Source organism: Bradyrhizobium macuxiense, from assembly GCF_001542415.1.
Lineage (GTDB): Bacteria > Pseudomonadota > Alphaproteobacteria > Rhizobiales > Xanthobacteraceae > Bradyrhizobium > Bradyrhizobium macuxiense.
Genome location: NZ_LNCU01000046.1, coordinates 35349 through 57516 on the forward strand (window position 1 = coordinate 35349; position 22168 = coordinate 57516).

Genomic DNA, 22168 nt, shown 5'->3' on the forward strand with positions numbered 1-22168 from the left:
GCCTGCAAAAAGGTGCTGGCGGAGGCGGAGAAGAAGTAGCCGCCCGCGGCAGCGCAAGGAATGTGGCCGGCGGTTCGCCGGACATGGATCCGCAGCACCTTGTTGATCGGCACAGGATCTCATTCGAGGGAGGGATCATCATGCGTTCATTCCTGCTGATTGCCGCGGCCATATTGGCTTTTGCCGCAACCATGACGTTTGAATCCGAGGACGCCAACGCGGTCGTTTGCGCGCGCGGCGTCCATCGCGCCGGATGCGCCGGCTATCGCGGCGCTGTCGTCGTCCGCAGACCTCCCGTGGCGGCCTGCCGCTGGGTGTGGGTCGGCGGCGTGAAGGTCCGCCGCTGCTACTGAACCGGAACGAGATCAAGCCGGACGGCAATCGCAAGCAAGCTACGCCCCTCTCCCGCCTGCGGGGAGGTCCAAAACAGCGGCTCGCCCGTTTCGACTGGCGTTGTCCGCGGCTTGATCCCGCTCGCTGCGCGTATTTTCCCTCTGGCGTTCCCGGCGGAGGACGATTAGTCTGGCACCAAATAGTAAGTACACTGTCAATCTGGGAGGCAGACGTTGCGGATCGCCGTGATCGGCGGAGGGCCCGGCGGGCTTTACTTCGCCTATCTGTGGAAGAAGCGTCACCCGGACGCCGAGATCGACCTGTTCGAACAGAACGCCGCCGGAGCCACCTGGGGCTTCGGCGTGGTGTTCTCCGAGCAGGCGCTGGACTTCCTGCGCGCCGACGATCCCGAGACGGTCGACGCCATCGCCCCGCAGATGGAGAGCTGGAAGAACATCACGCTCAATCTGCGCGGCGAGAGCGTCGAGATCGACGGCGTCGGCTTCTCCTCGATCGGCCGGCTGAAGTTGCTGACGATCCTGCAGCAGCGCGTGCGCAGCGTCGGCGTCACGCCGCGCTTCGATACTGTGGTGCAATCGGTCGACCAGCTCAGCGGCTACGATCTGATCGTCGCAGCCGACGGGCTGAACTCGATGGCTCGTCGCAATTTTGAGAGCGCGCTCGGCGCCTCGGTGTCGCAATCGACCAACAAGTTCGCCTGGTACGGCACGACGAAGACCTTCGCGACGCTGTCGCAGACCTTCGTCAAGACCGATCGCGGCAGCTTCAACGCCCATCACTACCGCTATGCCAAGGACATGAGCACCTTCCTGGTCGAGTGCGACACCGAGACCTGGTCGGCTTACGGCTTCGCCGACAAGACCATCGAGGAATCTCAGGCGATTTGCGAGCAGGTGTTCGCCGCATCGCTTGACGGCCACCCGCTGATCTCGAACAAGTCGGTCTGGCGCAATTTCCCGTGGATATGGAACGAGCGCTGGTCACACGGCAACGTGGTGCTGATCGGCGACGCGCTGCACTCCGCGCATTTCTCGATCGGCTCCGGCACCCGGCTTGCGATCGAGGATGCGATCGCGCTGACCAAGGCGCTTGAGGCGGAAGACGGCATTGCGGCGGCGCTTGAGCGCTACGAGAGCGAGCGCAAGCCGATCGTGAAGAAGCTCGTGACCGCCGCACGCACCAGCGCCGACTGGTATGAGCATTTCCCCGAGCATATGAAGCTCGATCTGATGGATTTCGCCTACAGCTACATCACCCGCTCCGGCCGGATCGACATTGCGCGGCTGCGCGCGATGTCGCCGGCCTTCATGGCCCGCTACGACGCCGCAAAGGGACAAGCATGACCGCGATCGCCGACCAGGTCCCGTTGCAGAATCCCGGCGCGCGCGAGATCGGCTTCTCGATTCCCGAGCGCTACAATGCGAGCCGCATCCTGTTCGACAATCTCGCGAACGGCAACGCCGAGCGCACGGCGCTGATCGGCCCGGCCGGCACGCGCAGCTACCGCGAGCTCTGCGCGGACGCGGCGCGCTGGGGCCATGCGTTCCGGTCGCTGGGGCTGAAGCGCGGCGACCGCATCCTGCTGTTCCTCGACGACACGCCGGCCTACCCGGCCGCGTTCTTCGGCGCGGTCCGTGCCGGCTTCGTACCGCTCCTGATCAACACGCTGACGACGCCGGACCTGCTGCAATTCTATCTCTCCGACGCCGGCGCGCAGGTCGCCGTCGTCGAGGCCGAATTCAGTTCTCGGTTCAACGCGGAGGCCTGCAAGGACACGCCGCTGCGAACCCTGATCGCGGTCAACGGCGCGGCCGGCGATCACGCCGTCACGGATGCGCGCAACGCGAGCGAATGGCTGCCGGGATTCCCTGGTGAGATCGAGGAAGCCGACACCCATCGCAACGAGATGGCGTTCTGGATGTATTCGTCGGGCTCGACCGGCCGCCCCAAGGGCATCGTGCATCTGCAGCACGACATGGCCTATAGCGAGCGCGCCTTTGCCCGCAACGTGCTGAAGCTGACGGCGAATGATATCTGCTTCTCGGTGCCGAAGATCTTCTTCGCTTACGGCTTCGGCAATTCGATCACCTTCCCGTTCTCGGTCGGCGCAGCAACACTGCTGATGCCGGGCCAGCCGAAGCCGGCAGCGATCTTCGCGGCGATCGAGCAATATCGCCCGACCGTGTTCTTCGGCCTGCCGACGCTTTACATCACGCTCACCAAGGCCGAAGGCGCCGACGCCACCGATTTCTCCTCGTTGCGGATGGCGATCTCGGCGGCCGAAGTGCTGTCGGCCGATGTCTTCAACGGCTGGAAGCGGCTCACTGGGCTCGAGATCATCGAAGGCCTCGGCTCGACCGAGGTGCTGCACATCTATCTCTGCAATCGCGCGGACAAGAAAAAGCTCGGCGCTGCCGGCCTGCGCGTGCCCGGCTACGAGATCATGCTGCGCGACAGCGACGGCCGCGAGGTCGGCGACAATGAGGAAGGCATTTTGTGGGTGCGCGGCGATTCCGCGACGCCCTTGTACTGGAACCGGCCGGACAAGACCGCCGAGACCGTGCGCGAGGATGGCTGGATCTACACCGGCGACCGCTTCGTGCGCGACGGCGACGGATTCCACTTCTTCCGGGGCCGCGCCGACGACCTGGTGAAGATCTCCGGCCAGTGGGTCTATCCGCTCGAAGTCGAGCTCTGCCTCGCCGATCATCCTGATGTGCGCGAATGCGCCGTCTACGCCGCCGAGTTGCCGGATCGCCGCATGACGCTGAAGGCTGTCGTGGTGATGAACAAGCCCGGCTTCGACACCGATGAGGCGACGAAGCGGCTGCAGGATTACGTCAAGGCAAAGCTCCTGCCGTACAAATATCCGCGCGAGGTAAAATTCATCGACGAGCTGCCGAAGACCGGTACGGGCAAGATCGACCGACAGGCCGTGATGCGGATGTAGTGCGTCTGGAGACCCAAGTGGCCCCAGCACACTCGAGTCGTCCCGGCGAAAGCCGGGACCCATAACCACCGATGCCTGTGGTTGTGCAACGCTATGGCCACAGCGTGCCGCCTCGCAGACATTTGTGGTTATGGGTCCCGGATCGCGCTTCGCTTGTCCGGGACGACGAGTGAGATTGCGGCACCCGCCTCCCTGTCCTAACCGCCGGCGGCACCCAACCCCGTCCCGCCATACAGCCACGCGATATCGTCGCACCACTCGTCTTGCGACTTCGCGCTCATGATCGCGTTGCGGATGCGGGCGTGGTCGCCGGCGGGGTGATAGATGTGCTCGCCGATCGCGCGTGACATCAGCTGCACCTTCGCGGCGCGCGGGAAGCGCCGCGCACGGTATGCCTCGAGCGCTGCGGCCTGGTCGTCATGGTTGGCCAGCATATGCGACAGGCACACGGCGTCTTCCATCGCCTGGCAGGCGCCCTGCGCGAAATACTGCAGCATCGGATGCGCGGCGTCGCCGAGCAGCGCGACGCGGCCGTCGATCCAGCGCTCGGTGGGATCGCGGTCGCACAGCACCCAGAGCTTCCAGTTGGTGCCGTGGCGGATGATGTTTTGCGCCCGCTCATGGACGTGAACGAAACCCTTCATCACCTCGTCTTCGGAGACCGGCTTGCCCGCGACCGGCTCCGGCGCGTCGTTGTGACAGGTGACGACGAGGTTGAACACTTTCCAGCCCGACAGCGGATAATGCACGATGTGGCATTTCGGGCCGGCCCACAGCGTTGCCGCGTTCCAGCGCAGATCCTCCGGCATCTGCTCGGTCGGGATGACGGAGCGATAGGTGGTGTGACCGGAGACCCGCGGGGGGCCATCGGCCGTGACCTGCTTGCGTATGTTAGACCACAGTCCGTCGGCGCCGATCAGGAGCCGCCCGGTGATGCGCTCGCCATTGCCGAGTTTCGCGGTCACGGATAACCCGTCCTGCTCGTAGCCGACCACCTCGCTGCTGACGCGCAGCTCGATCAGCTCGTGGTTCTGGCAGGCGCGCAGGAACACGCCGTGCAAATCGCCGCGATGCACGACCGCATAGGGATTGCCGAACCGCGTGCGGAAGCTATCGCCGAGGTCGATATGGGTGATCTCGTCGGCAGTGAGCGCATCCATCAGCCGGAGCTGATCGATATAGACGGCCATGTTGCGCGCGGCCTCGCCGACGCCGAGATAATCGAAAGCGTGGAATGCATTCGGCCCAAGCTGGATGCCGGCGCCGATCTCGCCGAGCGCGGCGGCCTTTTCCAGCAGGATCGAGCGGATGCCCTTCTGCGCGAGGCCAAGCGCCACCGCCAGGCCGCCGATGCCGCCGCCTGCGATCAGGACCGGTCTCGTCTCTGCCATCAGCCCGACTTTCCGAGATGCTCAAGCGCGTCCTCGGCGCGCAGCGGCACGCGCGACGCCTCGTTGTTGAGATCGACGAGCTGGGTCAAGAGCCCCAGCAACGTCTTGCGATCGGCCGGCTTCAACGGCTGCAGCATCCGCAGCTGCGCCTGGTCGACCGAGGGCATGATGTCGCGCAGCACGGCCGCACCCGCCCTGGTGAGATGGAGCAGCTTGACGCGCCGGTCCTCGGGCGCCGGCTTGCGCTCGATGAACGCCTTGGCCTCGAGCCGCTCGATCACGCTGCCGAGCGTGGAGCGGTCGAACGCGATTACGGCAGATAGACGCGTCGCGTCGATGCCGGGATGGGTCGAGATCGCGATCAGCGCGGCATATTGCACCGGCGTCAGATCGAACGCCTTGCACTCCTCCATGAACAGCGCGACCGCGATCTGCTGCATCCGCCGGAACAGGTAACCGGGCGCGGTGTAGACCGCGTCCATCGTGACGGATGATGACTTGTTATTCGGCATCGGGCTGCTTGTCCGGGGCGGCATCGGCAAACGCCTTGACCTGCCTTGCAGCGGCTTCGGCCTTGAGCAGGCGCGGATAGGCCGCGACATCGACGCCGAAGCGCCGCGCGTTGGCGAGCTGCGGCACCAGGCAGAGATCGGCGAGCGTCGGCGTCTCGCCAAAGCAGAACGGCCCCGGCTCCTGCGCGATCAGTATCTCGCAGGCCGCCAAGCCCTCACGATTGGCCCAGGCCGCCCACTCCGTCACCTTCTCCTCGGGCAGGCCAAGCTGACGCAGCCGCGCCAATACCTTTAGATTCTGCACCGGATGGGTATCACAGGCGATCGCCTGCGCAAAGGCACGAACCTTGGCGCGGCGCAGTGGATCGGTCGGGAGCAGCGGCGGATTGGGATGGGTCTCGTCCAGCCATTCGATGATCGCGAGCGACTGGGTGAGGATCGCGCCGGCGTCGTCCTCCAGCGTGGGCACCAGCCCCTGCGGATTGATCGCGAGATAGTTGGGCGCGCATTGTTCGCCCTTGCGAAGGTGATGCGGCAGATGCTCGGGGGTCAGGCGCTTCAGATTGAGCGCGATGCGGACCCGGTAGGACGCGCTGCTGCGGAAATAGCCATGCAGCTTCATCGGAACCTCCCTGCAATTTTCTCGTTCGGCTTGTTACGTGACGTTGACGCTATCCATATTGTCAGTATGCTGTCAATCTCAACGATAATGACGGGAGGCCTCCATGGAAGCCGTGCAGAAGACCCCTGAGCGCGAAGCGTTCTACAAGAAGATCGACGGCGAAAACCTCTCGGCGCTGTGGAACGTGCTGGGCGATCTGGTCACGCCCGAACCGCGCAGCGCCTGCCGCCCGCATCTGTGGAAGTTCGACCAGATCCGGGACTACATGAACGAGGCCGGCAAGCTGATCACGGCCAAGGAAGCCGAGCGCCGCGTGCTGGTGCTGGAGAATCCCGGCCTGCGCGGCCAGTCCAGGATCACGACCTCGCTGTTCGCCGGCGTCCAGATGGTGGTGCCGGGCGACGTCGCCCCCGCCCATCGCCACACCCAGTCGGCGCTGCGCTTCGTGCTCGAGGGCAAGGGCGCCTATACCGCCGTCGACGGCGAGCGCACCGCGATGGCGCCGGGCGACTTCGTCATCACGCCGTCGATGACCTGGCACGACCATTCCAACGAGACCAATGAGCCGATGTTTTGGCTCGACGGGCTCGACATCCCGATGGTGCAGTTCTTCGATTGCTCCTTCGCGGAAGGCGCCAACGAGGATCAGCAGAAAATTTCCAAGCCGGCCGGCGACAGCTTTGCGCGCTACGGCCGCAACTTGCTGCCGGTCGACCAGAAGCGCACGTCAAAGACCTCGCCGATCTTCAACTATCCCTATGAACACACCCGCGAGACGCTGGAAAAAGCCAGGGCGCGCGATGAATGGGATGCCTGCCACGGCCTGAAGCTGAAGTTCTCCAACCCCGAGACCGGCGACTTCGCGATGCCGACCATCGGCACCTTCATCCAGCTGCTGCCGAAGGGCTTCAAGACCGCGCGCTATCGCGCAACCGACGCCACCGTGTTCGCCGCGATCGAAGGCAAGGGCCGCACGAGGGTTGGTGACCAGACCTTCGAATGGGGTCCGCGCGACCTGTTCGTGGTGCCGAGCTGGCACTGGGTCACGCACGAGGCGGATGCGGACTCCGTATTGTTCTCATTCTCGGACCGTCCCGTGCAGCAGAAGCTCGATCTGTTCCGCGAGGATCGGGGAAACGCCTAGACTCCGTCGTCCCGGGCAAGCCAACGGGTCGGCGCGTAGCGCCGCCCGATGACAGGCTCCGCGCGACCCGGGACCCATAACCACCGGCCTTGGTTGTTAGAGGCACTAGGGCCGCAGCCATTTCCAGCAACCAAACCCTGTGGTTATGGGTCCCGGCTCAAGGCCGGGACGACAGCGCGTTTTGTGGCAAACAATCTGCGTCTCACCGCCAGTGCAGCAGCTTCGTCTCAAGCAAGTTGATCAACTTCCCCACCGCTAGCCCGAACAGCGACAGGATCACGACGCCGGCCAACAGCTGATCCGTCTGCATCAGGTTGCCGGCCTGCAGCACGAAGGCGCCGATGCCGTATTGCGCGCCGATCATCTCGGCGCTGACCACGAGCAGCAGTGCAATCGATGCGGTGATGCGGAAGCCGGCCAGGATCGAAGGCAGCGCGCCCGGCCAGATCACGCGGCGGACGATGGCGTGGAACGGGACGTTGAAGCTCTGCGCCATCCGGATCAGATTACGCGGCACGGCATCGACGCCGCTATAGACCGAGATCGCGGTCGAGAAGAACACGCCGAGCGCGATAGTCGCGATCTTCGGCTCCTCGCCGATCCCGAGCCACAGGATCAGGAGCGGCAGCAGCGCGATCTTCGGGATCGGAAACAGCGCCGAGATGAAGGTGATGCCGACCCCGCGCGCCATGGTCGACAGCCCGATCGCAAAGCCGACGACGACACCGGCGATCGTGCCGATGAACCAACCAGTGCCGATCCGCATGATCGACCAGGAGAGGTGCTGCCATAGTGCGCCCGACATCGCGAGCTTGTAGATCGCGACCGCGATCGCCGAGGGCGCCGGCAGGAATAGCGGGTTGACCCACCCTGTGCTGGCGGCGAGCTGCCAGACCGCGATCACGATCACCAGTCCGATCCAGCCGGCATGGCGGCTGCCCGACGGCGTGAAGCCGGCACCGCGAAATGCCACCGGCCGCGGCGCCTCGGCTGATTGCTCTTTCGTCTCCGGCGTCGCGCGGTCAAGCATGCTGGACCTCGCGCTCGGCGTCGATTGCTTCTTTCCGGATCAGCGACCACAGATCGCCTTGCAGCGATGCCAGCCGCCCCCGCGCATCCGAAAGCCCGCGTTCGGCACGTGCCATCGGGATCGTCACGATTTCACGGATGCGGCCTGGACGGCGCGACAACACGACGACGCGGTCGGCGAGCCGCACCGCTTCCTCGAGATTATGCGTGACATACACCGCGCCCATCGCGCCATCGGCAAGCAGGCGGACGAAATCCTCCATCAGCAATTCACGGGTCTGCGAATCCAGCGCCGACAACGGCTCGTCCATCAGGAGAATCGCGGGCCGCACCGCGAGCGCCCGCGCGATGCCGACGCGCTGGCGCATGCCGCCCGAAAGCTGCTTCGGATAGGTCGCGCGAAAATCGGTCAACCCGGTGCGGCGGAGCGCATCGTCGATCACGGCGCGCCGCGCGCCTGCGCTCAAGCCCGTGTGCAGCAGCGGAAACGCGACGTTCTCTTCCACCGTATTCCACGGCAGGAGCGCAAAGTCCTGGAACACGAAGGTCAGCGGATTGAGGCTGTCGGCCGGCGGCGCGCCACGCAATTCGGCCGCGCCCGCGGCTGGCCGCAGCAGGCCGCCGAGGATCGACAACAGCGTGCTCTTGCCGCAGCCGGACGGACCGACGATCGCGACGATTTCGCCGGCACCCACCGTGAACGAGACATCGTCGAGCACGTCGAGCGCGCCGAAGCTATGGCTGATATGGTCGGCGATTAGGTCCATGCTATGCACCGCTCGCAATTGAGCTCGTCATTGCGAGGAGCGAAGCGACGAAGCAATCCATCGATCGGCGTGTACGGCGCGATGGATTGCTTCGCTTCGCTCGCAATGACGGTTCGCCACGTGTCCGCATCAATCCGCCTTCACATAATCCTTGGCGATGATCGCATCGGCGTCAAAGCCCTTGTCGACGAAGCCCTGCTCCTGCAGCCACTTGATCTGGTTGTCGACGTTCTTCACGTCGAGCTTGCCGTCCGGATCGATATAGGCGCAGTTGCCGACGACGTGCTCGACCGGAAGATTGGTGTATTTGGCGATGATCTCGAGCAGCGGCTTGGTCGTCTCGTCGATCGGCGCGACGCCGTTCTTGATCGAGGTCAGGATCACGTCGTGATATTCGCGGTCGGCGCGGACCAGGGCGGCGAGCAGCTTGGTCACCAGCGGCGCGTTGGTCAGCGTCTTCGGCGAGGCGAACACGGCGCCGAGTTGCCACGGCGTTTCGTCGCCGACCCAGCCGAGCAGTTTGGCGCCGTTGGAATCCATCAGCGTCCGCGCCGTCGAGGCCGGCAGCAAGGCCGCGTCGACCGTCTCGCCCTTCAGTGCCGCCGCGGCGTTCGACAGCGACTGCAGCGGCACGACCTTCACGTCGGACAGCTTGAAGCCGTATTTGTCGGCAAGCAGGCCGAGCGAATAGTGGAAGCTGGAGCCGACCTGGGTCACCGCCACGCGCTTGCCGGCGAGATCCTTCGGCGTCTTGAGGCCGGCGGCATAAGCGTTGTTGCTGGCGAAATAGCCGATCAGAGGATAGCCGGCCTTCTCGCGGCTCATGCCGCCGATGACCTTCAGCGTGCCCTTGCCGGCGAGATTATAGAGACCTGCGGTGAAGGCGGTGATGCCGACATCGACGTCGCCCGATGTGGTGGCGACCGCGATCGGCTGTGCCGCATCGAAGAATTTCAGCTCGACCTCAAGACCGGCGTCGCGGAAGTAACCCTTGTCCTGCGCGATGAAGACCGGCGCCGACGACGACAGCCGCAGCACGCCGATCTTGGCTTTCAGAAGACCATCGGCCCGCGCGACCCCGCTCGCGGCCAACGCCAGCACACCCGCCACCGCGAGCCGCGCCCAAATCTTCATTCCCTTCCCTCCGCCTCGGCGCCGTCCGCAAGCACGGCCATGCGAATACTATAATCCTGCAGGAACCGCCTGATCGCGGCCGATGAAGGCCCCCTGCGTCTTGAGCTGTTGTTGCAACTTTTCCACGGAAATGTCGCGTGGAATCGTATTGCCCGAAAGTGCTAGTGCGGCCGCGGTTCCCGCCGCTTCCCCCATCACGAAACAGGCGCCGGAGACGCGCGCCGCCGATTGCCCCTCATGGGTCATCGAGGCGCAGCGGCCGGCCATCAGCAGGTTGTCGACGCCCTCGGGTACCAGCATGCGGTACGGCAATTCATTGTAGCCGCGCGATTCCGGGATCGGCGGAAACTCGAAGACGACGTCGCCCGGAACGTGGGATTCCTTCGGCCAACCATTGACGCCGATGGAATCCTCGAACGAGGCGCAGCCGAGCACGTCCTCGCCGGAGAGCATGTAGCCGCCGATCACGCGCCGCGTCTCGCGGATGCCGAGCTGCGGTGGCAGGTCGACGATGTAGGAGTTTTCGAAGCCTGGTACCGTGCGCAGGAACGCGAAAGCCTCGACCGCCTGGCGACGGCCTTCGATCTCACCGCGGGTCATGCCATCAGGGTCGATTCCGGAGATCGCGCTGCCGTCACTGCGCGTCACCTGAGTGAAATTCACCCGCCATTCGATCTGGGATTTCTGCGGCCGCACGATCGCCGATTTGCGCGGAAATTTGTGCGTGCCGGCGGCCTCGGCTTTTTCCATCAGCGCGGGGATCGTGCGCCACGCATCCCCCGCTTTGGACGGATCGATGCCATTGAGGCGGAACATCATCGAGGGATAGAGCATGCCGCCGGCATTGTCGCCGACCTCATGGGGAGCACCGGCCCACACAGCGAGATCGCCGTCGCCGGAGCAATCGATGAAGATGCTGGCCAGCACCGCCTGTCGGCCCGCCTTGGTCTCGACCATCAACGCGCGGATGCGCGAACCGTCCATCACGACGCCGGCGCCGAGCGCATGAAACAGGATGTCGACCTTGTGATGCGTCAACAGATCGTCGGCCGCGATCTTGTAGGCCGCGGTGTCGTAGGCCTGCGCGAAGATCTTGCCGAGGATCAGATGCGGCGCGTTGAGCCCGCCGAGCCGGTCGATCCGGGCCAGCAGGTCGGAGGCGATGCCCTGCACCACCCGGTGCATCTCGCCGAAGACGTTGGCATGCAGCCCGCAGAAGTTGGTCACCCCGGCCGCGGTGCCCATGCCGCCGAGGAATCCATAGCGCTCGATCAGGAGCGTCCGCCGTCCGGCACGCGCCGCCGCAACGGTGGCCGCGATGCCGGCCGGCCCGCCGCCGAGCACCACCACGTCATATTCGCCGTAGACCGGGACCTGCCGCGCAGGTTCTTCGATGGCATTCGCCCGCATCATTTCCGCCCTGAACAAGTTCGTTGTGCTGACTATGAATTGATGCGAATTGGACTACAATCCACCAAATTATGTAATCAGCTTTCTCGAATCGAGAAAGATCATGGATACGCTGGTCAACCTGGAAGCCTTCCTCGCCACCGCCGATACCGGCGGCTTCTCCGCAGCCGCGCGCAAGCTCAACGTCGCAACGTCAGTCGTCGCCAAGCGCGTCACCCAGCTCGAGGAGCGGATCGGCACCGCGCTATTCTATCGCTCGACCCGGCAATTGCGGCTGACTGAGGCCGGGCAGCGATATGTCCACCGCGCGCGGGGCGTCGTCGCCGATGTCGGCGATCTCCTGTCGCGAATGGGCGAGAAGGACCGCGACCTCACCGATCACCTGCGCATCAAGGCGCCGACATCACTCACCGTCGCGCGGCTCGCCGATGCCTTCACCGCGTTCCAGACACAGAACCCGAGCGTGAGGCTCGAGATCGTGATGATCGATCGTCCGGTCGACCCGGTGACCGAAGGCTTCGACATTGCGATCGGCGCGTTTCCGCATTCCTTCGGCGGTGTCGTCGACGAGCCGCTGTGCCGGCTGCCGCGACTGTTGTGCGCCTCACCTGCTTATTTGCGTAAGCACGGCACGCCCAAGCATCCGCGCGACCTGGTCGATCATCGCTGCCTCAGCTTCCTGCCGACCGGGCCGGAATGGCCGTTCGAGGGCCCGCGCGGACGTATCAATGTGCAGGTGAGGCCGTGTATCAGCTCCAACGAAGGCCGCGTGCTGACGCAAAGCGCGATCGCCGGCAACGGCATCACGCTGATCTCGCATTACCTCGTCGAGGACGCGCTGCGCGATGGTACGTTGCGGCCGGTGCTGGCGGAGTTTCCGATCCCGGAACTTTGGGTGAAAGCCGCCGTTCCCGAACGCCGTATCGATGCCGCCGCCGTGCAGGCGCTGTTGAAGACGCTGAAGCGGTCGCTGTCGCAATCGCTGTGACGCGGCAAGGCTTATGCCTTGCCGCTTCCCCAGCGGCCTGCGCGCTTCTCGGCAAAGGACGCGAGACCTTCGGCCGCCTCGGCGGTCTGCCGTTTCGCCGAATGCAGATGGACGAGGCGCTTGTAGGCATCGTCATCGACGGCCATGCCGCCGAACGAGCTTTCCATCGCGAGCTGCTTCGTCTCCGCCAGCGCGTTCGGCGCATTGGCCAGCAACTGCTCAACGAACTTGGCGCCTGCACTTTCGAGATCGGCGAGCGGCACCACCTCATGCACGAGGCCGATGCGGCGCGCGTCTTCGGCACCAAAGCGCTCGCCAGTCAGCGCGTAGCGGCGCACCTGGCGGACGCCGATGGCATCGCAAAGCTGCGGAATGATGATCGCCGCCGTCAGCCCCCAGCGCACCTCGGTGATCGAGAACATCGCATTGTCAGCCGCGATCACGATGTCGCAGGCCGAGATCACGCCGGTGCCGCCGCCGAAGCAGCCGCCCTGCACCAGCGCCACCGTCGGAACGGGCAGCGTGTTGAGGCGCTGCACCGCCTCGAACGTGGCATGCGACGCCGCCTCGTTCTCCTCGAACGATTTCGGCCGCACGCCGTTGATCCATTTCAGGTCGGCGCCGGCCTGGAAATGCTTGCCGTTGCCCTTGAGCACGACGACGCGCGGCGCTTTCGTCGAGAGGTCGTCGATCGCGGCGAGCACGCCCTGGATCAGCGCCGCATCATAGGCGTTGTTGACCTCCGGACGGTTCAGCGTGACGGTCGCGACCCCGCGCGCATCGAGGCTCCACAGGACTGGGCTGGCGGACATGGACGTTTCTCCCCTCATCGGCATCTCGTGACGCGCACACTATGGCGACAGCAGAGGTTGATCCATCACTTTCCGGCGTGATGCGGCCGCGCCATGCGCATGACGGGTTGCGCGATGTCGCTCGCTTGTGGAAACTGTCGCTGAAGCTTCGAGGGACCAGTTCCATCCATGCGCATTTGCATTTTCGGCGCGGGCGCCGTCGGCAGCCATTTTGCGGTCCGGCTGGCACGCGCCGGTCACGACGTGGCCTGCGTGATGCGCGGGCCGCATCTCGACACGGTCAAGGCGCGCGGCCTGACGCTGAAGGTCGGCGACAGCGAATTTACGGCGAAGGTGAAGGCCTCCGCCGATCCGGCCCAGTTGGAGCCACAGGATGTCGTGATCAGCACGCTGAAGGCCACCGGCATCGCAGCGCTTGCGACCGGACTCAAGCCGCTGCTCAAGGACGATACCGCGATCGTATTTGCGCAGAACGGGATTCCCTGGTGGTACGATCTCGGCCTGCCGGCGGATCACCCGGCGATTCCCGATCTCGGCTTCCTCGATCCCGGCGGGCGTTTGCGCGCCGCNCCGCCGTACCGAAGGAGCGGATCATCGGCGGCGTGATCTTCTCGTCGAACGAGGTGATCGCGCCCGGCGTCGTGGCGAACCTCTCGCCCGACCGCAATCGCCTGCTGATCGGGGAATGCGACGACCGTCGGAGTGAACGCATCACGCGGCTGCGCAGCGCGCTGAGTGAGGCGGCGATCGAATCGCCTGAGGTGACGCGGATCCGCGAGACGATCTGGTCGAAGCTGCTCACCAACATGTCGATGTCGGTGCTCTGCCTGTTGACCGGGCTGACCGCGCGCGCGGTCCGCGACGATCCCTCGATGCAGGATGTGAACCCGCGCCTGCTCGACGAGGCCAATGCGGTGGCGACGCACTATATCCCCGAGGTCAAGCGCGTCACCCGCTCGGGCCCCGCGCCGGACCACAAGCCGTCGATCCTGCAGGACTACGAACTCGGCCGCGCCATGGAGATCGACGTGTTGGTCCGCGCGCCCGCTGCATTCGCGCGCGCCGCCGACCTTGCAACTCCGATGCTCGACCTGATGGCCGCACTCGCGATCCAGAAGGCGCGTGACAAGGGGCTCTATCAAGGCTGACAATTCCGGGACAACAACAAGCAGGGACATCGAACCATGCAAGTCAAGGACAAGGTCTGCGTCGTCACGGGCGGCGCGAGCGGCATCGGCGAGGCGGTGGCACGGGCCTATGCGGAGGCCGGCGCGCGCGGCGTCGTGGTCGCCGACCTCAAGACCTCGCGCGACCGCCTCGCCAGCGTTGCAGGCGATATCGACGGGCTCGCGGTGACTGCCGATGTCGGGCTGGAAGAGGACGTCAAGGCGCTGGTCGCCGCCGCCGAGGACAAATACGGCCCGGTCGACGTGTTCTTCTCCAATGCCGGGCTGTCGCGCAAGGGACAGGAGACGGCATCGGATGCGGACTGGGATGTCAGCTGGCGCGTGCATGTGATGAGCCATGTGTTCGCGGCGCGCGCGCTGGTGCCCGGCATGCTGGCGCGCGGCTCGGGCTATCTGCTCAACACCGCGTCGGCGGCGGGGCTGCTGGCGTCGCTCAACTCGATGCCTTACGGCGTCACCAAGAACGCCGCGGTCGCGCTCGCCGAGCATCTCGCCATCCAGTACGGCGATCGCGGCGTCCGCGTCTCCGTGCTTTGTCCGCAGTCGGTGCAGACTGGCATGACGACGCCGGGCCCGAGCGCCGCGCGTGTCGACGGCGTGCTGCAGCCGGCCGAGGTTGCGCGCATGGTCATCGAGGCGATGGACGAGGAGCGCTTCATGATCCTCTCGCATCCGCAGGTGCAGGAATACATCCAGCGCAAGGCCACCAATCGCGACCGTTGGCTGGCCGGCATGCGCCGCCTGCGGATGCGGATCTATGGCGCAGCTTCGACCTGACCGGACGCCGTCCTTCATTCGAGTTACGAGTGCCGCACGACCCACGCGGCGAACGCGTCCAGCACCTCGGCCATCACATCGCCGTCGTTGCGGCCGGAGCGCTTGAGCACGTGGAAGGAGTGGTCGGCCTCCTGCACCAAATGCAGCGTCGCACGCGCACCCAGGCCCTTCACCACGGGCTCGAGCAGATCGAGCTCGGCCAGCGCGTCGCGCGTGCCCTGCAAAAACAGCATCGGAATCTTCACGTCGGAAAGATGCTCGGCCCGTTCGCTCGACGGCTTGCCAGCCGCATGCAGGGGAAAGCCGAGGAACATCAACCCGCGCACGCCCGGTAGCGGCACCTTGGCCTGGGCCTGCGAGGTCATGCGTCCGCCGAACGATTTGCCGCCGGCGAACAGCGGCAGACGGCCGCAATGCCGCGCCGCTTCCGCGACGGCGGCACGCACTGTTGCCTGTGCGATCGCCGGCGGGTCGGGCCGCTTGCTGCCTTTCTCCATGTAAGGAAACTGGTAGCGCAGCGTCGCGATGCCGCGTTCGGCGAGGCCGGCCGCAATCGCCTCCATCGACGGATGCGTCATCCCGGCGCCGGCTCCATGGGCGAACACATAAACCGCGCGCGCTTCCGCGGGCCACAGCAGCAACGCGGACACCGCATTGCTGTCCGAGACCGTGATGGTGAGCTGCTGTGCGGCGGCGTTCAAGCGTTGCCTCGGACGAAGTGATCCGCCGTTTCTAGCTCCCCGCCATCATGCGCGCAAATGCCACCGCAACACGGCCGTGAAAAGTGAACTGGCTCACATCCGATCAACATTTCCATTGTTAGACCGGAAGCCGCCACTGTAGGATGGCACGCGACTTGATACACGCCAGACGCGAATCTTATTTCGGCGATTTTTAACATCTCATCAATATGACGCGCGGGTACCGCGAACTGGGGGGACGGGGCATGCCTCGCAAGACGATCGTTTTCATCGGCCTTTTGATTGTCGCCGGCCTGGCCTACTCCTATTTTAAAGACGACGTAAAATTCCTTGCGGAAAACTTCCATGTAAAGGCGGTCGACTATCAGCCGCCGGCAAAGACCGTGTGGCTGGACCAGAATGTCAGCACCGAGCGGCTGCGCTGGTTCTATCACGCGGACCAGGGCACCCGAACCTTCGGCATTCCCCATGAATGGTTCATGGCGCTGGAGCAGCCGACGATCTGGCCACTGATCGGCGCCGCGCCACGCCTCAGCGACACCAACTATCTCGGCCGCTTCGGCTTCATTCCGGACACCGTGATTCCGGGCAAGCCCGATCCGCTGCCGATCGGCTTCGCGCAAGGCGGCCCGATGGTGGACGCCAACGGCGCGCCGTGGCGCAATCCGCACAGCAAGGCCGACATGATCGGGATCGGGCTGACCTGCGCGGCCTGCCACACCGGAAGCTTCACCTATCGCGGCACCGAGGTCGTCGTCGACGGCGGGCCGGCCAACACCAATCTGTTCGAATTCCAGAAGAGCGTCGGACTGTCGCTGCTGCTGACCCGGTTCTGGCCGGGCCGCTTCTCGCGCTTCGCCGACGAGATCCTCGGCAAGGATGCCAGCCTCGACAACCGCATGGCGCTGCGCGGCCAGCTCGACCTGGTGCTGAAGCAGTATGCCAACATCAATGCGCTGGAGAACAAGGTCGCCGCCAACAGCGTCGAGGAAGGTTACGCGCGGCTCGACGCGCTGAACCGGATCGGCAACCAGGTGTTCTCGATCGATCTGAACAACCCGAACAATTACGCCTCGCATTCCGCCCCGGTGCATTTCCCGCGGATCTGGAACGCGCCGTGGTTCAGCTGGGTGCAATATGACGGCTCGATCATGCAGCCGATGGTGCGCAACGCCGGCGAGGCGCTCGGCGTCAGCGCCGACCTCAACCTGCTCGACGAATCCAAGGGCCTGTTCAAGTCGAGTGCGCGGATCGACGTGCTGCACGAGATGGAGCGGATGATCGCCGGCGACCCGCCCAGCAAGGAGAAGGGTTTTGGCGGCCTCGCATCGCCGAAATGGCCGGAGAACATCCTGCCGAAGATCGACATGACGCTCGCGAAGGCGGGTGGCGATCTCTACAAGAAGCACTGTCAGGGCTGCCATGGGCCTGCGATCGACAGCAAGGCGCTGCCGCCGAGCGAGGCCTTTGCGCTGTTCGAGGACGACAAGCGCTGGATCAAGAACGACGCCGGCCAGCCGCTGCTCGATGTCGAGATGATACCGATCAGCCATATCGGCACCGACAGCGCGCAGGCCGAGGGTCTGGCGAACCGCACGGTGGAGACACCGGCCAATCTGAAGATCACGGACGGCAGCTTCGGCCCGGCGCTGGGCGAGCTGGTCGAGAAGACGGTCGACTACTGGTACGACCAGAACAAGACCCGGCCCGACGATCAGAAGCGCATCAACGGCTATCGGCCGAACAAGATCCAGGCGCCGCTCGCCTACAAGGTCCGGCCGCTCAACGGCATCTGGGCGACGCCGCCCTATCTGCACAACGGTTCGGTGCCGACAATCTATGCGCTGCTGTCGCCGGTGAAGGATCGGCCGAAGACGTTCTGGCTCGGCAGCCGGGAATACGATGCCAAGGACCTCGGCTATGTCACGAAGGACCACATCAAGAACGGCTTCCTGCTCGACACTTCCAAACGCGGCAACTCCAATTCCGGGCACGAATTCTCCAACGAGAAAGGCCCGGGCGTGATCGGGCCGGAGCTGAAGGAAGACGAGCGGCGCGCGCTGATCGAATTCATCAAGACGCTTTAGCTCCAGATCTCTCGAGTCATGGCCGGGCTTGTCGCCTCATTTCGCCACCGCGCCCCTCACCCCTTCGGCGCCGGCCCCTGGCGGCGCGCGGGGCGTGTCATCGCCTCGAGCTCGAGCAGCTGGTTGAGCTGCTCTTCCGTCAGCAGCTTCTCCTCCAGCACGAGGTCGGCGACCGAGCGCTTCTCCTTCAGCGCGCGGCGTGCGATGCGGGAGCTCGCTTCATAGCCGAGCGTCGGCGCCAGCGCGGTGATCAGGCCGATCGAACCCTGTACCAGGCTGCGGCAGCGCTCGCGATCGGCCTCGATGCCCTCGACGCAGCGCTTGGTCAGCGTGTCGATCGCAGCCGTCAGCATCCGAAGCGAGCTCAGCACGCAATAGCCGATGGTCGGCTCGAAAGCGTTGAGCTGCAGTTGGCCGCCCTCGGCGCACATCGTCACGGTCAGATCATGCCCGATCACGAGGAATGCGACCTGGTTGACCACCTCGGGAATGACCGGATTGACCTTGCCCGGCATGATCGAGGAGCCGGCCTGCACCGCGGGCAAGCGGATCTCGCCGATGCCGGTGCGCGGCCCTGATGACAGCAGGCGAAGATCGTTGCAGATCTTCGACAGCTTGACCGCGACGCGCTTCAGTACGCCCGAGAACAGCACGAAGGCGCCGAGATCCGACGTCGCCTCGATCAGGTTGGAGGCGAGCACCATCGGCTGGCCCGACAGCCGCGACAGTTCCTCGACCGCAAGCGCGGCGTAGCGCGGATCGGCGTTGATGCCGGTGCCGATCGCAGTGGCGCCGAGATTGACCTCGCGGAACAGGCTGACGATCTCGTTCAACCGCGCGACATCCTCCTTCACGGTGACGTGGAAGGCATCGAACTCCTGGCCGAGCGTCATCGGCACAGCGTCCTGCAGCTGGGTGCGGCCCATCTTCAGGACGTCGGCGAACTCCACGGCCTTGCCCTTGAGCGCGTAGGCGAGATCGCCGAGCGCGCGCACCAGTGGCTGGGTCGCGAAGATCACGGCGAGCCGCAGCGCGGTCGGATAGGCGTCGTTGGTCGACTGCGCCATGTTGACGTCGTCGTTCGGATGCAGCGCATGATAGTCGCCGGGCTTGCGGCCCAGCAGCCGCAGCGCGACGTTGGCGATCACCTCGTTGGCGTTCATGTTGGTCGAGGTGCCGGCGCCACCCTGGATCGCGTCGACGATGAAGGATTCCGCGTAGACCCTGTCGGTCGCGACCTGCGTACAGGCCGCCTCGATCGCGTCAGCCTTCTCGGGAGAGAGATAGCCGAGCCGCCTGTTGGCGCGCGCGGCCGCCTGCTTGACCAGCGCCAGCGCGCGGACGAATTCCGGGAAATGGCCGACCGGCACGCCGGTGATCGGAAAATTCATCACCGCGCGCTTGGTGTGAATGCCCCACAGTGCATTAGCCGGCACGTCGTCCTCGCCGAGCAGGTCGTGCTCGGTGCGCGACTGCGCCTTCGCTTTGTCGATCGGCACGGTGCGGACAGTTGCGACCGCGAGCTCGCTGGGGCCGCTGCTCTCGCTCTGTGGCGATGCAACGCCTGCTATGTGGGCGGTCTCAACCTTCGATTCGGCCATTGGTCCCTCCATGCACTTTGAAGCTCTGTCGTTGCCGACGCCGAGCATGATGCGCCCGGCGGTGGTCGAATGCCATGCCATTCCGCAAAATCTTGCACCGGCACAACGAAGCGATACAGCAATCACGGCGGGGATCAGGCTTATCAATTCCGGAATCGAGGAGCTGTCTTATCCGTCGCGATAACAAGGGCTTATCATCAGCCTTCACAGCCCCTCCCGCAGGGCGTCGTTGCGGCTTTCTCCCCGGCGGCAGTGCGTGCTAGATCAGCACACGGCAAGCGCAAAGGTATGCGAGACGCAACGAACCGAGAGCGAAAGCGGTGTCCAACTCCGACGAGCCGATGACCCTCACCTTCCGCTGCCCGGCGGAACTCGAGGGCAAGATTCCACCGCCGGTGCCGGCAACCCTGGGCTTGCCCGGCTGGCTCAAGGCAATGCCGACGCAGGCCTTCAACAAGGCCAACATGCGTGACGAGGATACGGTCAAGCGCTGCCCGCCCTTCGTCGATGCAATGACGAGCGGCTTCCTGCTGCCGCTGATATGCGATCTCACGATCGAGAACGGTGCGATCACCTGGGACAACGACCTTCCACCCAGCACCTCGCTCGACTTCCCGCGCTCGCCGATCGGCTATCACGATGAGTGCCAGGTGACAGGCTCGCCGCTGTTCGAGGCCGACCGCTACGTGATGAAGTTTCACAATCTGTGGACGATCGAGGCGCCGGCGGGCTACTCGCTGTTCTTCACCCATCCGGTCAACCGGTTCGACCTGCCGTTCACCACGCTGAGCGGGCTGGTCGATTGCGATCTCTTCCACGACAGCTGGATTCACTTCCCGGCGCGCTGGCACGACACCAATTTCAGCGGCGTACTGCCCAAGGGCACGCCGGTCGCGCAAGTTTTCGCGGTGAAACGGGAGAAGTGGGTCGCACGGACTGCGGCGATGACGCCGGAGGACGCGCTGCGCGCGCAGGAGCTGAGCAAGCAGATCATCCGTGAACCTGGGCTGTACCGGCGGCAGTTCAGGACGTAGGGGCGATGAGTTTTAGCATGGATCTCATCACCGTCATTGCGAGCAAAGCGGAGCAATCCATCGCTCCACGTGCGCTGAAGTATGGATTGCTTCGCTTCGCTCGCAATGACGAGGTGAAACTTCCAATTCAATTGTCAAACAGCCTGTTCGCTGTCATCACCCGCGAATGCGAATGCGGGTGATCCAGTATTCCAGAGGCAGTTGTGATTGAGCCGATGGGCCGCGGCGTACTGGGTCGCCCGGTCCCGTCTACGCCAAGGCTTCGACGCGGCTTGCGGTCTCTGGCGCGCCGAAGCTTTAGCGGAGGCGGCAAGCCGGGCGATGACAGTTGTGGTTGGGATACAGCTTCGCGTTCTCGCGACATGATTGCCCGAGTCTTGCTCTTCGTTTCGCCCTCTCTTGAGCAGAGGGCGCAGGGAAAGCCGGGTGCCGATCGCACCCATGGGCCCCGAGCAATGGTAGAAAGCTCGGGGGTAGGACCACAGGTGTAACCGGAGCAATCCGGCTTTCCCTGCGCGATGGGTTACGGCTTATACGTACTCTCCCCGGCGAGACTGGGCTCTTTTGTCACCGCCCGTTCAAGACGCAAGCGCGTCTTGAACGAGGACACCTGCCACTAGGTGTGAGCTTTCAGGAGGTTGTCCATCTGGTCTGAACCGAGGAAGCTGAGGTTGCGAAACTTCAGTGTTCCCCGGAGAGACCAGATGAACATCCACAAGAATGCGCCTTTGACGCCGAAAGGTCGAGAGGCGATGGTGCGGAGCGTGATCGAGGGCGGCCTGACGAAGGCCACAGCCGCGCTCCAATTCAATGTGACGGCAAAGACGGTCGCCAAATGGGTCAAGCGCTTCCGCGCATTAGGCGTCGATGGTTTGCGGGATCGTTCCTCGCGGCCTCATTCATTGCCAAGCCAAACCCCGGCAGCCACATGCGCCGCTGTCGAGACGTTCCGCCGGCAGCGCCACACCGGCAAACAGATCGCGCTCGAAGTTGGGGTCTCCGCAGCAACCGTCAGCCGTATCCTGCGCCGACTCGGTTTGAACAGGCTGGCTGCCCTGGAGCCGGCCGAGCCGATCCGGCGCTATGAGCGCCAGCATCCTGGTGAACTGATCCACATAGACATCAAAAAGCTCGGCAAGTTCAATCGGATCGGCCATCGGATCACCGGCGATCGACATGGGTCGAGCAATCTGCGTTCTCGCCGTCAAGGGCCAGGCTGGGAATACGTACATGTCTGCATCGACGATGCGTCACGGATCGCTTTCAGCCAGGTCATGAAGAACGAGCGAAAGGGTTGCGCCATCGCTTTCCTCAAGGCGGCCGTGGCCTACTACGTGAGCCTCGGCGTGAAGGTACAGCGCGTCATGACCGACAACGGCGCGTGCTACAAATCCTTCGCCTTCCTAAGGGCGTGTAAGCGCCTCGGCCTCAAGCACATCCGCACCAGGCCCTATACACCCAAAACCAATGGCAAGGCCGAACGCTTCATTCAAACCAGCCTACGAGAATGGGCCTATGCGCAGGCCTACAACACCTCAGCAGAAAGAGCAGCCGAGTTGCCACGATGGCTTCATTGCTACAACTGGCATCGTCCTCATGGCAGTATCGGCTCAAAGCCACCGATCAGCAGACTCGGATTGACCGGGAACAACCTCTTGAGGCTCCACA

Annotated in this window: 21 protein-coding genes and 1 pseudogene; 12 read left to right on the top strand and 10 right to left on the bottom strand. The window is 64.6% G+C overall.

Features of this window, described 5'->3' with window-relative positions; translation table 11 throughout:
• Window positions 1-140: 140 nt before the first annotated feature.
• The 3 genes from AS156_RS16745 to AS156_RS16755 all read left to right on the top strand — a co-directional run bounded on the left by AS156_RS16745 (window position 141) and on the right by AS156_RS16755 (window position 3304).
• Window positions 141-353 (top strand): hypothetical protein, encoded by a 213-nt coding sequence (locus tag AS156_RS16745; protein WP_066506321.1) that lies wholly within the window; start codon window positions 141-143, stop codon window positions 351-353.
• A gap of 213 nt (window positions 354-566) precedes the next feature.
• Window positions 567-1697 (top strand): FAD-dependent monooxygenase, encoded by a 1131-nt coding sequence (locus AS156_RS16750; protein WP_066506276.1) that lies wholly within the window; start codon window positions 567-569, stop codon window positions 1695-1697.
• Complete coding sequence (locus AS156_RS16755; protein WP_066506281.1) at window positions 1694-3304, top strand: benzoate-CoA ligase family protein; 1611 nt, start codon at window positions 1694-1696, stop codon at window positions 3302-3304. Before AS156_RS16750 ends, AS156_RS16755 begins: the two co-directional genes overlap by 4 nt.
• Before the next feature lie 197 nt (window positions 3305-3501).
• Here the strand turns inward: AS156_RS16755 and AS156_RS16760 are convergent, their stop codons facing one another.
• From AS156_RS16760 to maiA, 3 genes are read right to left on the bottom strand one after another with little or no spacing between them, the layout of a single operon-like run.
• On the bottom strand, window positions 3502-4695 hold the full coding sequence (locus tag AS156_RS16760; protein ID WP_066506284.1) for a 3-hydroxybenzoate 6-monooxygenase: 1194 nt from the start codon (window positions 4693-4695) through the stop codon (window positions 3502-3504).
• Complete coding sequence (locus AS156_RS16765) at window positions 4695-5207, bottom strand: MarR family winged helix-turn-helix transcriptional regulator (protein ID WP_066506285.1); 513 nt, start codon at window positions 5205-5207, stop codon at window positions 4695-4697. The genes AS156_RS16760 and AS156_RS16765 overlap by 1 nt, the downstream gene beginning before the upstream one ends.
• On the bottom strand, window positions 5197-5829 hold the full coding sequence (gene maiA / locus AS156_RS16770; RefSeq protein WP_066506287.1) for a maleylacetoacetate isomerase: 633 nt from the start codon (window positions 5827-5829) through the stop codon (window positions 5197-5199). Before maiA ends, AS156_RS16765 begins: the two co-directional genes overlap by 11 nt.
• 103 nt (window positions 5830-5932) lie before the next feature.
• On the opposite strand from maiA, the gene gtdA reads away from it, so the two are divergent.
• Complete coding sequence (gtdA, locus tag AS156_RS16775; protein WP_066506289.1) at window positions 5933-6973, top strand: gentisate 1,2-dioxygenase; 1041 nt, start codon at window positions 5933-5935, stop codon at window positions 6971-6973.
• A 202-nt stretch (window positions 6974-7175) separates the two neighbouring features.
• Here the strand turns inward: gtdA and AS156_RS16780 are convergent, their stop codons facing one another.
• The 4 genes from AS156_RS16780 to AS156_RS16795 all read right to left on the bottom strand — a co-directional run bounded on the left by AS156_RS16780 (window position 7176) and on the right by AS156_RS16795 (window position 11313).
• On the bottom strand, window positions 7176-8003 hold the full coding sequence (locus tag AS156_RS16780) for an ABC transporter permease (RefSeq protein ID WP_066506290.1): 828 nt from the start codon (window positions 8001-8003) through the stop codon (window positions 7176-7178).
• Window positions 7996-8769 (bottom strand): ABC transporter ATP-binding protein, encoded by a 774-nt coding sequence (locus AS156_RS16785; RefSeq protein ID WP_066506292.1) that lies wholly within the window; start codon window positions 8767-8769, stop codon window positions 7996-7998. Before AS156_RS16785 ends, AS156_RS16780 begins: the two co-directional genes overlap by 8 nt.
• Before the next feature lie 129 nt (window positions 8770-8898).
• The gene (locus tag AS156_RS16790; RefSeq protein WP_066506294.1) at window positions 8899-9903 is read right to left on the bottom strand and encodes an ABC transporter substrate-binding protein; all 1005 of its coding nucleotides are present in this window, start codon (window positions 9901-9903) and stop codon (window positions 8899-8901) included.
• Window positions 9904-9951: 48 nt separating this feature from the next.
• A complete protein-coding gene (locus AS156_RS16795) occupies window positions 9952-11313 on the bottom strand; it encodes an FAD-dependent oxidoreductase (protein ID WP_066506323.1) in 1362 nt (453 codons plus the stop codon).
• A gap of 103 nt (window positions 11314-11416) precedes the next feature.
• Between AS156_RS16795 and AS156_RS16800 the strand changes: the two genes are divergently transcribed.
• On the top strand, window positions 11417-12301 hold the full coding sequence (locus AS156_RS16800) for a LysR family transcriptional regulator (protein ID WP_066506296.1): 885 nt from the start codon (window positions 11417-11419) through the stop codon (window positions 12299-12301).
• Between the two features lie 11 nt (window positions 12302-12312).
• Here the strand turns inward: AS156_RS16800 and AS156_RS16805 are convergent, their stop codons facing one another.
• Window positions 12313-13113 (bottom strand): enoyl-CoA hydratase-related protein, encoded by an 801-nt coding sequence (locus AS156_RS16805; protein WP_066506299.1) that lies wholly within the window; start codon window positions 13111-13113, stop codon window positions 12313-12315.
• Between the two features lie 168 nt (window positions 13114-13281).
• On the opposite strand from AS156_RS16805, the gene AS156_RS44450 reads away from it, so the two are divergent.
• The 3 genes and pseudogenes from AS156_RS44450 to AS156_RS16815 all read left to right on the top strand — a co-directional run.
• On the top strand, window positions 13282-13682 hold a 401-nt coding region (locus AS156_RS44450), incomplete at its 3' end, for a ketopantoate reductase family protein (RefSeq protein ID WP_245312870.1).
• Window position 13683: 1 nt separating this feature from the next.
• Window positions 13684-14261 (top strand): annotated as a pseudogene (locus AS156_RS45780) (ketopantoate reductase C-terminal domain-containing protein); the annotation flags it as partial.
• 36 nt (window positions 14262-14297) lie between these two features.
• Window positions 14298-15077 carry an SDR family oxidoreductase gene (locus AS156_RS16815; RefSeq protein ID WP_066506310.1) on the top strand — a complete coding sequence of 260 codons (780 nt, stop codon included), beginning with the start codon at window positions 14298-14300 and terminating at the stop codon, window positions 15075-15077.
• Window positions 15078-15100: 23 nt separating this feature from the next.
• Here the strand turns inward: AS156_RS16815 and AS156_RS16820 are convergent, their stop codons facing one another.
• A complete protein-coding gene (locus AS156_RS16820; protein ID WP_066506312.1) occupies window positions 15101-15778 on the bottom strand; it encodes an alpha/beta hydrolase family protein in 678 nt (225 codons plus the stop codon).
• 245 nt (window positions 15779-16023) lie between these two features.
• Here AS156_RS16820 and AS156_RS16825 point away from each other — a divergent pair, with 245 nt between their 5' ends.
• Window positions 16024-17865 carry a di-heme-cytochrome C peroxidase gene (locus AS156_RS16825; protein ID WP_066506315.1) on the top strand — a complete coding sequence of 614 codons (1842 nt, stop codon included), beginning with the start codon at window positions 16024-16026 and terminating at the stop codon, window positions 17863-17865.
• Window positions 17866-17921: 56 nt separating this feature from the next.
• On the opposite strand, the gene AS156_RS16830 is transcribed toward AS156_RS16825, so the two are convergent.
• Window positions 17922-19466 (bottom strand): aspartate ammonia-lyase, encoded by a 1545-nt coding sequence (locus AS156_RS16830; protein WP_082747547.1) that lies wholly within the window; start codon window positions 19464-19466, stop codon window positions 17922-17924.
• A gap of 341 nt (window positions 19467-19807) precedes the next feature.
• Here AS156_RS16830 and AS156_RS16835 point away from each other — a divergent pair, with 341 nt between their 5' ends.
• The 3 genes from AS156_RS16835 to AS156_RS16840 all read left to right on the top strand — a co-directional run.
• A complete protein-coding gene (locus tag AS156_RS16835) occupies window positions 19808-20500 on the top strand; it encodes a hypothetical protein (RefSeq protein ID WP_066506329.1) in 693 nt (230 codons plus the stop codon).
• 17 nt (window positions 20501-20517) lie between these two features.
• Window positions 20518-20682 (top strand): hypothetical protein, encoded by a 165-nt coding sequence (locus AS156_RS42860; protein WP_160331099.1) that lies wholly within the window; start codon window positions 20518-20520, stop codon window positions 20680-20682.
• Between the two features lie 522 nt (window positions 20683-21204).
• A partial coding sequence (locus tag AS156_RS16840) for an IS481 family transposase (protein ID WP_066501212.1) occupies window positions 21205-22168 on the top strand: 964 nt, incomplete at its 3' end.

Bases quoted from the DNA above. Each gene is read 5' to 3' on its own strand.
- AS156_RS16745 (WP_066506321.1), top strand. From the start codon at position 141: ATGCGTTCATTCCTGCTGATTGCCGCGGCCATATTGGCTTTTGCCGCA.
- gtdA (WP_066506289.1), top strand. From the start codon at position 5,933: ATGGAAGCCGTGCAGAAGACCCCTGAGCGCGAAGCGTTCTACAAGAAG.
- AS156_RS16795 (WP_066506323.1), bottom strand. From the start codon at position 11,313: ATGCGGGCGAATGCCATCGAAGAACCTGCGCGGCAGGTCCCGGTCTAC.
- AS156_RS16815 (WP_066506310.1), top strand. From the start codon at position 14,298: ATGCAAGTCAAGGACAAGGTCTGCGTCGTCACGGGCGGCGCGAGCGGC.
- AS156_RS16800 (WP_066506296.1), top strand. From the start codon at position 11,417: ATGGATACGCTGGTCAACCTGGAAGCCTTCCTCGCCACCGCCGATACC.
- AS156_RS42860 (WP_160331099.1), top strand. From the start codon at position 20,518: ATGGATCTCATCACCGTCATTGCGAGCAAAGCGGAGCAATCCATCGCT.
- AS156_RS16805 (WP_066506299.1), bottom strand. From the start codon at position 13,113: ATGTCCGCCAGCCCAGTCCTGTGGAGCCTCGATGCGCGCGGGGTCGCG.
- AS156_RS16760 (WP_066506284.1), bottom strand. From the start codon at position 4,695: ATGGCAGAGACGAGACCGGTCCTGATCGCAGGCGGCGGCATCGGCGGC.
- AS156_RS16790 (WP_066506294.1), bottom strand. From the start codon at position 9,903: ATGAAGATTTGGGCGCGGCTCGCGGTGGCGGGTGTGCTGGCGTTGGCC.
- AS156_RS16765 (WP_066506285.1), bottom strand. From the start codon at position 5,207: ATGCCGAATAACAAGTCATCATCCGTCACGATGGACGCGGTCTACACC.
- maiA (WP_066506287.1), bottom strand. From the start codon at position 5,829: ATGAAGCTGCATGGCTATTTCCGCAGCAGCGCGTCCTACCGGGTCCGC.
- AS156_RS16755 (WP_066506281.1), top strand. From the start codon at position 1,694: ATGACCGCGATCGCCGACCAGGTCCCGTTGCAGAATCCCGGCGCGCGC.
- AS156_RS16825 (WP_066506315.1), top strand. From the start codon at position 16,024: ATGCCTCGCAAGACGATCGTTTTCATCGGCCTTTTGATTGTCGCCGGC.
- AS156_RS16830 (WP_082747547.1), bottom strand. From the start codon at position 19,466: ATGGCCGAATCGAAGGTTGAGACCGCCCACATAGCAGGCGTTGCATCG.
- AS156_RS16835 (WP_066506329.1), top strand. From the start codon at position 19,808: ATGACCCTCACCTTCCGCTGCCCGGCGGAACTCGAGGGCAAGATTCCA.
- AS156_RS16780 (WP_066506290.1), bottom strand. From the start codon at position 8,003: ATGCTTGACCGCGCGACGCCGGAGACGAAAGAGCAATCAGCCGAGGCG.
- AS156_RS16785 (WP_066506292.1), bottom strand. From the start codon at position 8,769: ATGGACCTAATCGCCGACCATATCAGCCATAGCTTCGGCGCGCTCGAC.